Genomic DNA, 13690 nt, shown 5'->3' on the forward strand with positions numbered 1-13690 from the left:
GCACCCAGGCAAGGTTATGCCAAAGCGTACTGACATAAAAACCATTTGCATTCTGGGCTCCGGTCCGATCGTCATCGGTCAGGCATGCGAGTTCGACTACTCGGGAACTCAAGCGATCCGCGCACTTAAGGCCGAAGGATACCGAGTTGTGCTGGTGAACTCGAATCCCGCCACGATCATGACTGATCCTGAGATGGCCGACGCCACTTATGTAGAGCCCTTGACCGTGGAGTTTGTGACTCGGGTACTCGAAAAAGAGCGGCCTGATGCCCTGCTCCCAACGATGGGCGGCCAGACGGCCTTGAATCTCGGCCTCAAACTGGCAGAAAAAGGCATTTTGGAGAGGCTCGGCGTAGAGATGGTGGGTGTGCGGCCAGACGTCATCGAGAAAGCTGAAGACCGAGAAAAATTCTTCGATGTGATGCAGTCCATCGACATTGAGCAGCCTCGTTCAGGGGTCGCAAGATCCATGGACGACGCGTGGAAGATCCTTGAACGTACAGGGTTTCCTGCCATTTTGCGCCCCAGCTTCACCATGGGCGGTGTGGGCGGAAATATCGCGTACAACCGTGCTGAGTTCGAAGAGTTTGTGAAGTGGGCGCTTCGTCAAAGCCCCACTGCTGAGGTCTTGATCGACGAAAGTTTGATTGGTTGGAAGGAGTTTGAGCTCGAGGTGATGCGGGATCGCAACGATAACGTGATGATCATCTGCGGCATTGAGAACCTCGACGCGCTCGGTGTTCACACCGGAGATTCCATCACGGTCGCCCCGATTCAGACGCTCTCGGACAGCGAGTATCACGCGATGCGAGACGATGCGCTCCGCATCATTCGAGCAATCGGCGTTGAGACCGGCGGCTGCAATATTCAGTTTGCGGTGGACACAAAGACAGGTCGACGCGTCGTCATCGAGATGAACCCGCGCGTCTCACGCTCTTCGGCGCTCGCCTCCAAGGCTACGGGCTATCCGATTGCCAAGGTCGCCGCGCTTCTGGCCGTCGGATACACGCTCGACGAGGTCAAAAACGACATCACAGGCACCTCGGCTGCGTTTGAACCGGTCTTGGACTACGTGGTTGTGAAGTGGCCGCGTTTTGCGTTTGAGAAATTCCCGGGCACCTCGAAGCGTCTCACGACGCAGATGAAGTCCGTGGGGGAAGCGATGGCCATTGCCCGAACTTTCCCCGAGGCTCTGCTCAAGGCGGCTCGAAGCCTCGAAACGGGCGCTTACGGGCTCTCTCCGGCGACTGAAGTGCCAGAAGGTGTGGAACTTGGGGATTATTTCGGCCCGCTCTTGAGCGCCCCGACACCTCAGCGTCCGTGGCACGTGATGGACGCACTGCGTGCGGGTCTGGGCATTGACTTCATCTACGAGAAGACTGGGTTTGACCCTTGGTTCTTGCAGCAGATGGCCTCGATTGTAGCGGCGGAAGATGGACTGAAAAAGGAACTCAGCGCTGCCACGATCAAACGAGCAAAGGTGCTCGGGCTCGATGACCGAGCGATTGCTGAGGTCACAGGCAAAACCGCGGCTGAGATACGGAGCCTTAGGCTTTCGCATGAGATCCGCCCTGTCTTCAAACAGGTGGACACGTGTGCTGGAGAGTTCGCTGCAATCACCTCGTACTTCTACTCTACGTTTGAATCTGGCGAGAACGAAGCGCTCACAGATGACGAACGTCCGATCATGATACTTGGAGGCGGTCCCAACCGCATTGGTCAGGGCATCGAGTTCGACTATTGCGCCGTCCATGCCTGCATGGCGCTGCGCAAGCAGGGATATCGAACGATCATGGTCAATTGTAATCCTGAGACCGTGAGTACGGATTACGATATTGCGGACCGTCTCTATTTCGAGCCTCTCACCTTCGAAACGGTGATGGCCATTGTGGAGAATGAGAATCCACGCGGCGTGATTCTGCAGTTCGGAGGACAGACACCGCTCAAGCTCGCGGAACCACTCGCGGCACACGGCGTGCCAATCCTCGGCACCTCCCACGACACTATCGATCTGACCGAGGATCGCGAGCGATTCAACGTGATCGTTGAAAAACTGGGGCTCTTGCAACCCGCCGGTTCGACAGCCCAAACGTTGGCCGAAGCGACGAAAGTTGCGGAGGGTATCGGCTATCCAGTGCTCGTCAGACCGAGCTACGTCCTTGGTGGGTTGGCCATGCAAGTGGTCTACAACGAAGACGAGATGAGGGATGTGTTCGAACGCGCCAGGGTGGAGTCACACGGAAAAGGTGTGCTCATCGACAAGTTCCTCGACGACGCCATTGAAGTCGACGTGGATTGCATCTGTGACGGCGAGCACGCCGTGATAGGTGGCGTCATGGAGCATATTGAGGAAGCAGGTGTTCACTCTGGAGACTCGGCATGTGTCACGCCACCTCATCACCTTTCAGAAGCCGTTCTTCGGGTCATCCGAGAGCAAACCCTCGCTTTGGCTCGGGAGCTCAAAATCGTCGGTCTCATGAACGTTCAGTACGCCGTTCAAGATCGACGCGTCTTCATCCTTGAAGTCAACCCTCGAGCGAGTCGTACGGTCCCATTCATCTCGAAGTCTATCGGGCACCCCTTGGCTGGATACGCCGCTAGGATCATGCTCGGCGAGACCTTGAATGATATTGGCTTCACCAAAGAGATTGTGCCGCGCCATTACGCCGTCAAAGAGAGCGTCTTCCCGTTCTCGCGATTCCCAGACGTGGACACGATACTTGGACCCGAGATGCGTTCCACGGGCGAGGTCATGGGTATTGACGATGACTTCTTCCATGCCTTCATGAAGGCCCAGATCGGCGCGTCCAATGAGCCTGCTGAGAGCGGACAGGTGTTCATCAGCGTTCGCGACAAAGACAAATGGAGCGTCGTTCCGGTTGCCCGCACACTGGTCGAACTCGGCTTTGAGCTGGTCTCCACCAAGGGAACCGCACGCTACCTTAAGGAAAATGGCCTCGACGCTCGCGTCGTCAATAAGGTCAAAGAAGGCCAACCGCATATCGTCGACGATATTATCAACGGTGAAATCGCCATGGTTATCAACACCACGGTCGGAACTTCAGCAGTTGCTGATTCGCGTTCGATTCGCCGGGAGACCTTAAACCGTGCTATCCCATATTTCACAACCCTTGCAGGGGCACGTGCGGCGATTCAAGCGATGGCTGAATCGAAGACCTCGGCCCCCGGGGTCAAATCATTACAAGAATTTCACGCTCTTCTGTCCCGCTGACGAAGAGCCGAACACAGGCCAGTGATGGCCACGAACGGAAGGTAGGCAATGAAAGTTCCTATGACTGCTGAAGGTTATCGCGCGCTCAGAGATGAGCTAGACCACCTCAAACGTGTGGAGCGGCACAAAATTGTAGCCGAGATCGAAGTTGCAAGAGCCCACGGCGACCTCAAAGAGAACGCCGAGTACCATGCAGCCAAAGAGAAGCAAGGCTTTGTGGAGGGCCGGATTCAAGAGATCGAAGCATATCTCTCGAACGCTGACGTCATCGACGTGGGAACGCTCTCAGGGTCGCGCGTAGTCTTCGGTGCCACAGTGACGGTATTCGACGTAGAAGATGACGAAGAGAAGACCTACAAAATCGTGGGCGATGCTGAGGCAGACCTCAAGAACGGAAAAATCTCCTTCAAATCCCCGATCGCCAAGGCGTTGATCGGGAAAGAGGAAGGAGATGAGGTGACCGTCAAGGCGCCAGGCGGCGACCGAGTCGTTGAGATTGTAGGCGTCCAGTTTATCTAAACTCGACCCGCTTATTCAGCGGCGGAATCGCCCGCAGGCGCTGTAATCTCGCCATCTAGAACCAATTCGGGGAGATTCTCTACGTGACCTACGAAGAAGAACTCCAAGTCGTTCTTGATGTCTTCGGAGACGTCGAGAAGGTCCTTCTTGTTTCTCTCTGGAAGGATAACTCTCTTGATTCCTGAACGGTGCGCAGCAAGGACCTTCTCCTTAATTCCGCCCACAGGAAGCACGTTTCCACGCAGGGTAATCTCACCGGTCATGGCTACATCAGGCCGGACTTTGACACCCGTCAATAGGCTCAAGAGTGCGATGAACATGGTGATACCAGCACTCGGCCCGTCCTTAGGAATTGCGCCCGCTGGAACGTGAAGGTGGATATCGTACTGACGCATGAACGCGGGGTCGATGTGGAAAGACTCAACGTTCGAACGGATATAGGAGAGAGCAGCACGGACAGACTCCTTCATCACATCACCAAGTTGGCCAGTGAGGACGAGCTCTCCTTTGCCTTGCTGCATCTTCGTAGCCTCGATGAAGAGGATATCGCCACCAGCAGCGGTCCACGCGAGTCCAGTAGCGACTCCGGGTTGTGCGACGCGTTGTGCAACCTCGTACTGATATCGATCGGGTCCGAGGTACTCATCAACATCACCGGCATCAACACGAATCTTAACCTGTTCAGGCTCTCCATCGCTCGCGTCCGAGATACTTTGAGCAACCTTCACCGCTACACCACGGCAGATATCCGCCACGCGCCTTTCAAGCGTTCTTACGCCCGCCTCACGCGTGTGGTTGCGGATGATTTGGTCGAGAGCCTCGTCCGTAAGCTCCAAGTTCTCTTCGGTAATCCCGTGGCTCTCGAGCTGCTTGGGCACGAGGTATCGCCGGGAGATATGCATCTTATCCTGAGCGGTGTAGCCCGGAATTTCGATGACATCCATACGGTCACGCAACGGCGGAGAAATCGGATCCAACTGGTTCGCAGTCGCAATGAAGAGCACGTTCGAGAGGTCCACGGGGATTTCCACGTAGTGATCTGAGAACGAGCTATTTTGCTCGGGGTCAAGCACCTCAAGCAACGCCGCCGACGGATCGCCACGGAAGTCACGACCCACTTTATCGATCTCGTCGAGCATTAGAACAGGGTTATTGGTACCCGCCTTTCTAAGGGCTTGAACGATTCGGCCAGGCAATGCGCCAACGTACGTTCTTCGGTGCCCGCGAACTTCAGATTCGTCATGCACGCCGCCGAGAGAAATCCTGACGAATTTGCGGCCAAGCGCGCGCGCCACTGAGCGACCAAGGCTTGTCTTACCCACACCAGGAGGGCCTGCGAGACAAAGGATTGGGCCCTTCATGTCGTTCTTAAGCTTTCGTACAGCGAGGTACTCAACAATGCGCTTTTTGACCTTTTCGAGGTCGTAGTGGTCTTCGTCGAGGATGACCTGAGCCTCACGAATATTTAGGTGGTCATCGGTCCCCGTCTTCCAAGGTATATCGAGCAGCGTCTCGAGGTACGTTCGAGTGACGCCGTACTCGCTGGAAGCCGGCTGCATCATGCGCAATCGGTTCATCTGCTTTCTGCAAACCTCTTCAACTTCTTCAGGAAGATCGGCTTCTTCAATAGCCGTAGCGAGGTCTTCGAGATCGTTGCCCTCCCCGTCCAGCTCACCGAGCTGCTCTTTGATGGCCTTGAGTTGCTGGCGCAAGTAGTATTCGCGTTGATTTTTGTCGATCTCTTCTTTGATCTGGCTCTGGATCTTGTCCGAGACCCTTAGAACCTCAAGCTGTCGCGCGAGCAAGGTCACCACGGTCTTGAGGCGCTCCCTCAAGTCCACGGTTTCAAGGATTGCCTGCTTTTCTTCCGGCGAGATATCCATGTTCGCAGCGACGAAATCACAGAGCTGACCCGGATCGTTGACGCCGTCGACCATCTGGCTAGCCTCTTTAGGCATTGCCGGGATGAAGTTAACCACTTGTTTCGCGGTGCTCTTCAAGTTCATGAAGAGAGCTTCAACCTCAACCTGGACAGCTTGGTCGTCGCTATCGCCCTCGTCGAGGACTTCGAAACGGCCTTTGAAGAACGGCTCGTCCGTGATGAGTTCATCGAGGCGAACGCGAGATTGGCCTTGAATGATCACGCTATAATTATCACTCGCGATCTTAACGACCTTGAGAATTCTCGCGACCGTACCGATCGTGTAGAGATCCTCGAGATCTGGGTCGTCCGTGTCCGCATTCTTCTGTGTGAGGATTGCGATCGGTCTTTCCGACTGAACCGCGTCTTCGATCAGCTTGACGCTTTTGGCACGCCCAACGGCCAAAGGCACGACAACCTGCGGAAACAACACGGTATTTCTAAGAGGCAAGATCGAGAGTTCGTGGAAGGAACCCGGTGTATGCTTTTCTTCCGACATTAAGATTCACCAAAAAGGGGAGGCCCAACACGGGCTATGAGGTACAGTTCTTGGGCGTTCTAGCGTCAAAAAGGTCTACTTTGCAAGTTCGACAACGCCACTGGGCCATAACACTCGCATTGATCTACGCATTCCAACTGGGTGCAGGTTTTGCGTACTCATATTTTCCGCGCTATCTGGCAACGCTCGGCCTCGGCGCTGCTGCCATCGGAATGCTCTTGAGCGTGACTTCTGTGGCGAGGAGCGTGTCGATGCCGGTCTGGTCTTGGTTCGCCGATTTTCCAGACAGCGAGGGCGAACACCGAGGAAGACGCTTTGTCCAAGTGCTCTTCGTGCTGGCGAGCCCGTTTCTTTTGCTCCCGTTCATCCAAAACCCATGGATCGTCGGATCGCTGCTCGTCTGGAGCTCGCTGACCTTAGGATCCACGCTGCCAATCTTAGACGTGGTGACGATGAGAGAACTCGGGGCTGGCGCGTTTGGACGCATACGCGCGTGGGGCTCTCTGGGTTTCGGACTGACGGCGGGCAGCTTCGCCCTAGCCGGCCTCTGGCTCACTCACGAGGCTCTCGCCCTTCTTAGCCCATGGGTGATCGTTGTGGGCACGCTCGCTGCGGGATTCGCGGCATTTTCAATGCCCGCCTCGAGCCCCGTCCAGGAATACACCTCCAAGGCATCGTGGAAAGACTTTTTGGTCATGCTTCGAAACCCGTGGATTTTGGTCCTCATGCCGCTCTGGAGCCTGCATTGGGCATCACAGATGCCCTACAACGTGTTCATCGTGTTTTTTGCCGAAGAACAAGGCTTTGCGAGTTGGGCACCGGGGGCCGCGGTAGCACTTGGCATCGCAGCCGAAATCGCGTTTCTGGCCCGTGGTCAAACACTGATCGACCGACTCGGCCCTACCCTCTCCTTCGGCGTCATGGTCATCTTCACGGCATTGAGGTGGATCCTGAGCGCGTTCGCCCTGAATTCATTCGTCTTCGTTGCCCTGCAGGTATTGCACGGCCTGAGTTTTGGCGGATTTATGCTCTCCATGATGGCCGTCTTGAACAAGGAGGTCGACCCGAAGATCAGGACAAGCGCGCAGTCTTTGCTCTACGTCATCGTGTTTGGCGTTGGCGGCGCAATCGGGCAAGCCTTGAGTGGGTGGATACTGGACGAGAGCGATGGGAAGACTCTCTTTTTGGCTGCCGGCGGATTGGAGCTCCTCGTGTGTGTGCCGACCCTCATCATCATCGTGGGGTATCGAATGCGAGGCAGACACCGAAGGGTACAAAAAGAAACCTACTAGTTTGACCTCGGTACTTGCGTTAGACTCCGCGCGACTTTGCCTGGGAGCTTGAATGCAACCGAAATTATTTGTGGCCCTTGCAGGAAATATCGGGGCCGGAAAAAGCACGGCAGCGAAAATCATTTCGAGGCATTTTGGATTCGAACTCTTTCACGAGCCGGTGGTCGAGAATCGCTTCCTGAAGAACTACTATAAAGACATGCGGCGCTGGAGCTTTACACTTCAAATGGAGTTCCTGCTCGCCCGCGTCGAACATCATAGAAGTATCGAGAGGCTTCCCGGTGGTTGCGTGCAAGACCGCACCCTCATTGAAGATCCGGAGATTTTCGCAAAATATCTCCACGGGCTTGGGCACATGACCGACAACGAGCTCCACCTCTATTTCGACTATTTCCAACGATTCAATGAGCATGTTCGTCAGCCGGACCGCGTTATCCTTTTGCACACGCCCGATGTGAACGTCTTGTTGCGCCGAATTGCGGAGCGCGGGCGAGAGGAAGAGCGTGGAATCACCACTGATTTCCTGCGTGGACTCAATGGGTACTACGAGACCTTTGACCAGGTCAGCGCCAACAAGTACAACCTCGAAGTGCTCAAAATTGACGTCACGCACCGAGACTTTCGGCAGGGAGAGGAGCGCAAACGGTTCTTGGAAGAAGTTCAAGCCTTCTTGGAAGACGCACTGGACTCCAACAACGAACTTCCGTTCATGGTAGACCCAACAGACGACCGCATCTAAACTAGAGACTAGTTGAAACCAAAGGACCGCATTATGCCAAAGCGAAAACCTAAGAAGAAGGCTTCGTCAGGAGGCGAGGTGGAACTCCATCTCGACGAAAAATCGAAGAAGACATTTTATATCATCGGCGGGCTCTTCGCCGGACTACTGGTGCTTTTCATCATTCTTGAGATGATGAAGTAGCCCAAGAGCCTCAGAGCTCATCCAATGGTTCCAAATCCTCGGGAAGCTTCATGTAAAGCGCCGCTATAAGGTCTGTGCGCGTGATGATGCCAACGATCTTGCCATCTGAGACCACAGGCAGCCGCCCAACGTCGTGTTCAATCATCAAGGAAAGCGCATCTTCGATGGGCTCTCGGGGCGAAATCGTTGAGACTTCGTGGGTCATATGGGAGCTGACAGGCAGCCCTAGATTCTGAGAACGTTCGGCTCGTCGGACGTCGCGTTTGGACACAATTCCGCAAATCTCTTCGTCGCGAATCACTGGTGCCCCAGATATATTGTGGGTTTGAAGCACGCCGGCTACCTCACCTAGTGGTGTATCATGGGACACGGTGACCACTGGAGAGTTCATCAAGTCGCGAACGCGCGCCGGCTCCGGCGGCGTCTTACAAAGCAGGGCCTTGATTTCCTCAACCACGACTTCAGGGGTCTTGTGTTTGATTGTGGCGGCGGCGGCTCCTCGGTGCCCTCCTCCGCCAAATTGAGAGAGGATCGCGCCCATATTGACGTAAGAAACTCGGCTCCGACCAATCACCTGAACGCGGCGATTCTTGCGGAACTCGATGACCCCAAAAATGGCGTCATGCCCTCCAAACTCCAAGACTTGCTGAACCACCGAAGACGCGCCATGGACAAATTTCTCAGTGCTTGCTTGCACAAAGGCGAATTCCACCTCATGCACGCTCTCCTCGGAAAGAGACGCCATGCATTCGACCAAGAGTTTTGATTGTTCGTCGGAGTATTGGCGCCTCAGGAAGCGATTAACGACCCTTAGATTCGCGCCGAGGTCCAATAGAGCCGCACAAACTTTGACGTCTCGAGCCTGGGTCGACGAGAACGAGAGACGCCCCGTGTCGCTATAAATACCTAGAAGAAAAAGCGTCGCTTCTGCAGGAGAAATCGGGATGTTCTCCTCCAAAAGCCGCTCAACTAAGAGGGTCGCGCAGGCGCCTACCGGCTCGATCTGCTCCCAATCCGCCTCGATATCGAACTCAGAAGCTGGATGGTGGTCGTAGACCCTAGTTTTTGGAGTAGACGCCAGAATCTCTTCGTACTCCTTGAGGCGCCGAGCATCCCTCACGTCCACGACGATGACTTCTTCAATCTGCTCGTTCTCGACCTCAGACGCCTGCACCAAGCCATAGAAATCTTTGTGCAGCGCGAGGAACTTCTTGACGGGTGGATTCACTACGTTGTTGGCGAGCGCGGATGCCCCATGCAGCTTGGCAGCGGCAATCGAGCTCGCGAGTGCGTCCAGGTCTGCGTTGTGATGGGTGATAACGACCTTCATTGTAGCCCCCTGACCTCGCCAACCCGCCAGGTCCCTTCTACCAACTTCATTGGAAGCGTCAGCGGTGTTTTTGCTGCCCCCGAGCTCATCTCAACGTAAACGAGTGCGCTCGTTTCCTCGCCGACGATCCGAACGATCGAAAACTCCGGAGTCTTTGGCAGTGCACCAAATTGAGTATCAAACACCCAACGCGCATACGTGTTGCAGTCGAGACTCGTAGTCTCGCACACTGCCTTTTGAATCTGCAGATAGAGGGCAATTTCATCGGTAGCCCGCTCCACATCGTCGCCGCCTATCTTGTCGAGATCGCCGCAGATTCCGAGCTTCTTCGCCTCTTTTGCGCGGTCGAGCACTCGCTCAAACTCGTTAGAACAATAGGCAGAATCGAGCGATGCCGTCGAAGCGTTCCAAGCGGTATCTAGGTCGGAAAAGCGCAGCGCATCTAGAAATTTTTGGGCTGCTGGCTTCGCCGGATGTTCGTTCTTGCATCCCGTGAAACCGACCGCGAGAAAACAGATGATCAGGGCCTTATGAATGCTCATTTCCACGTCTCTATCCAAGTATCGAGACATTCATCCAAGAGATCCCGACAGATTCGAAAATGGTCCAACGATTTGCTGACGGGGTCGGCAATCTCCTTAAGCTCTCGGGCGCTGTGTTCCCACATTCTCACGATCTTTGTCCTAAGTTGAGGGTCGGAGCTCAAGACAAAAGCCTCGTGCTCCGGCGCCATCACTACGATATCGTCTGCCACGCGTAGCATCGCCGTGTTGATTCCCTGAGAGCGGTGCTCAGAGATATCAATCCCGACCTCTTTCATGGCCTCAATCGCAAATCGTGCGGCTTTGTGCCCGTTGAGCTTCAACGTTCCACAGGAAATCACCGCCGCCTTGATATCGCGATCTGTGAACTTCTCTTTGGCAAATCCGGCCGCCATGGGTGAGCGACAGATATTACCTGAGCACACAAAGATAATGCGCTTCATACGGGCTCCAAAAACTCTCGATACTCTGGTGGTAGCATTTCTGGAGTAAATTGCTCAAGGACGTCGGTGAGATCGGCACCACTCAATGTGTGCCAGTACATCACGGTCTTTGATTGCCAGTCCGAAGCCTGAGCTTCGAGAGCTGAAAACGCCTTACCGGTGTAAGTACCTTCCAGGTTAAGGCCATACGTCTTGGCGTTGGCGATTGCGGCCTCACCAGGTGCGGTGGGGACGCCGTACGCACCGCCGAAATAGTCGCCAGTTAAGTGGTAGTCTTTGTTTGAGAGCCTTGGAACGTTTCTCATCCCTGCCTCGTAGAGGAGATCACTGACTTGGTGTCCGAGATAGGCGCAAAGTGGCTTATTGCAAATCACCTTATCTACAACTCGCACTCCGATGACCTTGGTAGCGAGTCCGGCGATTTTGAGCCCGAGGGTCAAGCCCACCAACGTGCCGCATGTCCCTGCCGCCACGTAGATTACGTCAGGGATCGGGATGGCTTCAGCCTCACATTGGGCAGCTAGTTCAAGGGCAGCATTGACGTATCCGACGGTACCAAGTGGTGACGAGCCGCCACCTGGAATGTAGTAAAAGTCGCGCCCAGAGCTTAGCCACTCTCGAAGTTTGACCTTGAATACCTCGGCTGGGAGGTCATTCCTGTGGTCAGCGAGCGTGAGATTGGCCCGCGTGGTCGCTATGGCCTTGATATTCTTTTGAACGTGAGGCGTGAGCGGCTGCGGAAAGTGCAACACGGATGGCTCCAAACCGAGCTTCCTCGCCCAGAGTGCGGTCGCCAGGGCATGGTGCGAGCCGATGGCCCCAACCGTCCACACGTGTTCCAGACCCTTCTCTAGAGCGTCAGCCAGAAGGAACTCAAGCTTTCGCAACTTGTTCCCTCCATAGAGCGCTCCACTTTGATCATCGCGCTTCACCCAAAGATCAATGCCCATGCGGCTACCGAGTGCCTCAAAATGGTCCACGGGCGTTGGGATTGTGGCGAGGGCTCGGTATGGAATGCTAAGCGATGGGAATCGACGAAATAGTTCAGGTTGGCTCACGGTTCTATCCTCCGGTTGTGCCGCAGTGTACATTGGAAGACCACCCTTTCCCAAGAGACTAGAATGAAAGATTTCAAATATGACTCAAAGACCCAGACAGCGTGGGTGCCAAGTGATTTGGATGCAGACAGCCTCGTTCCCGCATCAGAAAGTGCAGAATGGTCCGCGGCCCTTCAAAATGGGGCCCTTTCCGATGGTCGAGCGCTCAAATCCGTCAACTATGTATTCTCCGATCCCGGTGCCGCCGAATACAACAGTTCTGCGCTCAGCTTCCTAAAGATCGGGACGTTTACAGGAAGCCTAGACTCCCCAAAACCCTTCGGCGATGGCCCCTCCTTCTCAACAAAAGAAGATTTCGGAATCTCTTAGCCGATCGCGACGTAGAGAAAGAGAATCAGAAAGGTGACGAGCACAACGAGGGCCACGCCGAGGACGATCTTTCGTTGTTCAGGGTCCGCCATCATCACCTGAAACTGAGCGTTCGCCTTCTCCACGCCGTTTTGAATCGCGGCCAGCGCAGGATGCGTGTTCTGCTTGAGTGGGAACTGATTTGGGACTTCTTTTGGCATCCAAGACGTCGGGATCGCCTGTGGCGGCTTGGGTTCAAATGACTGAGGCCCCGAGGTGCTTGGGCGAGGCAGATTGGCGGTCAACTGCGCGTCTGGGTCGTGTTGACCTGCAAAAAGTTCAGTCTTTCCGACCTCGAACTCATCTGTGACTTCGGGCGTTTGACTCGCGGCCCCAATCACCACCTTATGCTTGATGATGCTCTGCCTTAAGGTGTGCTCCTCGGAGTCTAGAGAATCCTCTTCCACTAAGAGGTCGCTTGCAGCGATTCCGAGTGTAGCGTCATCCGAGTCAGCAGGCTTCGGTTTGGCGCTCATCGCCTGATGCCTCGGGCCCGTTGGACCGTCCATCGAGATCGGCTGCGTCGCAGGGTCTTCCATCTTCGAGACAAACTTCTCGGTTTCGAAGGGCGACTCGTCCGGAAAGAGTTTCGCAAGGAAAGCCGCCACACGATGACGCGTAAAATTAGGGGTTCGGTTGGAGAGATCCGCACTTAGCGCCAGTTCGTACTCAAACGCGTCTTCCCAACGATCCTGTCTTCGCCGTTTGAGACCCTTCATCAGAATCGATTCGAGCTCCTCGTCGAGCTCAGAGCGATGGCCTCGCGGCGGCTGAAACTTAGCCTCTCTCATGCGCGCCAACATCTTTCGCATGTCCGGCTCGTCTTCATAAGCCATGCTCGAGGTGATCATTTCGTAGAGGCAAAGTGAGACGGCAAACACATCACTTCGACCGTCGAGCTTCTCGCCCCATGCCTGTTCCGGGGACATGTATCGAAACTTGCCCTTGATAACCCCGGCCTGGGTTTCTGGACGTGCCGCCACAGCGGCCTTCGCGACACCGAAATCTGCGACCTTGACCTCACCATTCCAGCTCACGAGGATGTTTTGAGGACTGACGTCTCGATGCACCAAATTCAGGGGCTTGCCCGTCTTCTGGTCCTTTTTCGTGTGAGCGTAATGAAGTCCCGAGAGCACCTCTCGAGCGATGTACGTGCAGACATCGAGCGGCATCGGCACACGCATATCGTAGGCTTGGTTCAGGATCTGAAAGAGGTCTTTTCCACGCACGTACTCCATGACGATGAAGTACTGGTCCTCATGAATTCCGAGCCCAATGACTTGGACGATATTGACGTGTTCGAGCTGCGCTGTGAGTTTCGCTTCATCAACGAGCATTCGCAGGAAGTCTTGGTCACCCGTGTGTTTGGGGTGAATAAGCTTGAGTACGTATTGCTTCTCGAAGCCGTCAATTCCACGACTCTTGGCGATATAGATCTCGGCCATTCCGCCGACCGCCAATCGATCCACAACCTCGTAACCACCGACAATTCTAGGTGCAGCCATGTCAATTCAAATGCTTAGA

Annotated in this window: 12 protein-coding genes; 6 read left to right on the forward strand and 6 right to left on the reverse strand. The window is 55.0% G+C overall.

All coding sequences use genetic code 11. The features are described from left to right. Positions 1–16: 16 nt before the first annotated feature. Together carB and greA are read left to right on the forward strand one after the other, a co-directional pair. Positions 17–3232, forward strand: a complete 3216-nt coding sequence (gene carB / locus FRD01_RS02395) for a carbamoyl-phosphate synthase large subunit (RefSeq protein ID WP_146957298.1) — start codon at positions 17–19, stop codon at positions 3230–3232. Positions 3233–3280: 48 nt separating this feature from the next. Then, the gene (greA, locus tag FRD01_RS02400; RefSeq protein WP_146957300.1) at positions 3281–3751 is read left to right on the forward strand and encodes a transcription elongation factor GreA; all 471 of its coding nucleotides are present in this window, start codon (positions 3281–3283) and stop codon (positions 3749–3751) included. An 11-nt stretch (positions 3752–3762) separates the two neighbouring features. Here the strand turns inward: greA and lon are convergent, their stop codons facing one another. Then, positions 3763–6171: an endopeptidase La gene (gene lon, locus FRD01_RS02405; RefSeq protein ID WP_146957302.1), complete on the reverse strand. Its 2409-nt coding sequence runs from the start codon at positions 6169–6171 to the stop codon at positions 3763–3765. 80 nt (positions 6172–6251) lie between these two features. Between lon and FRD01_RS02410 the strand changes: the two genes are divergently transcribed. The 3 genes from FRD01_RS02410 to FRD01_RS24110 are packed head-to-tail and all read left to right on the forward strand — an operon-like array spanning position 6252 to position 8385. Beyond that, a complete protein-coding gene (locus tag FRD01_RS02410) occupies positions 6252–7463 on the forward strand; it encodes an MFS transporter (protein ID WP_249755937.1) in 1212 nt (403 codons plus the stop codon). Between the two features lie 52 nt (positions 7464–7515). Next, positions 7516–8202: a deoxynucleoside kinase gene (locus tag FRD01_RS02415; protein ID WP_146957306.1), complete on the forward strand. Its 687-nt coding sequence runs from the start codon at positions 7516–7518 to the stop codon at positions 8200–8202. Positions 8203–8235: 33 nt separating this feature from the next. Then, a complete protein-coding gene (locus FRD01_RS24110) occupies positions 8236–8385 on the forward strand; it encodes a hypothetical protein (protein ID WP_249755938.1) in 150 nt (49 codons plus the stop codon). Between the two features lie 10 nt (positions 8386–8395). Here the strand turns inward: FRD01_RS24110 and FRD01_RS02420 are convergent, their stop codons facing one another. Genes FRD01_RS02420 through FRD01_RS02435 form a run of 4 tightly spaced genes read right to left on the reverse strand, consistent with a single transcriptional unit; the run spans position 8396 to position 11758 of the window. After that, the gene (locus FRD01_RS02420; RefSeq protein ID WP_146957308.1) at positions 8396–9715 is read right to left on the reverse strand and encodes a CBS domain-containing protein; all 1320 of its coding nucleotides are present in this window, start codon (positions 9713–9715) and stop codon (positions 8396–8398) included. Then, complete coding sequence (locus FRD01_RS02425; RefSeq protein WP_146957310.1) at positions 9712–10257, reverse strand: hypothetical protein; 546 nt, start codon at positions 10255–10257, stop codon at positions 9712–9714. Before FRD01_RS02425 ends, FRD01_RS02420 begins: the two co-directional genes overlap by 4 nt. Next, positions 10254–10700, reverse strand: coding sequence for an arsenate reductase/protein-tyrosine-phosphatase family protein (locus FRD01_RS02430; RefSeq protein WP_146957312.1), 447 nt, complete (start codon positions 10698–10700; stop codon positions 10254–10256). Before FRD01_RS02430 ends, FRD01_RS02425 begins: the two co-directional genes overlap by 4 nt. Beyond that, entirely contained in the window at positions 10697–11758 is a 1062-nt protein-coding gene (locus tag FRD01_RS02435) for a 1-aminocyclopropane-1-carboxylate deaminase/D-cysteine desulfhydrase (RefSeq protein WP_249755939.1), read from the reverse strand. Before FRD01_RS02435 ends, FRD01_RS02430 begins: the two co-directional genes overlap by 4 nt. 63 nt (positions 11759–11821) lie before the next feature. On the opposite strand from FRD01_RS02435, the gene FRD01_RS02440 reads away from it, so the two are divergent. Continuing rightward, positions 11822–12127 carry a hypothetical protein gene (locus FRD01_RS02440; RefSeq protein WP_146957316.1) on the forward strand — a complete coding sequence of 102 codons (306 nt, stop codon included), beginning with the start codon at positions 11822–11824 and terminating at the stop codon, positions 12125–12127. Here the strand turns inward: FRD01_RS02440 and FRD01_RS02445 are convergent. Continuing rightward, complete coding sequence (locus tag FRD01_RS02445) at positions 12124–13671, reverse strand: serine/threonine protein kinase (RefSeq protein ID WP_146957319.1); 1548 nt, start codon at positions 13669–13671, stop codon at positions 12124–12126. The two genes, FRD01_RS02440 and FRD01_RS02445, sit on opposite strands and share 4 nt — an antisense overlap. Between the last annotated feature and the right edge of the window lie 19 nt (positions 13672–13690).

Origin of the sequence: Microvenator marinus (assembly GCF_007993755.1) — a bacterium.
In the GTDB taxonomy this organism is placed as follows: Bacteria; Myxococcota_A; Bradymonadia; order Bradymonadales; family Bradymonadaceae; genus Allomicrovenator; species Allomicrovenator marinus.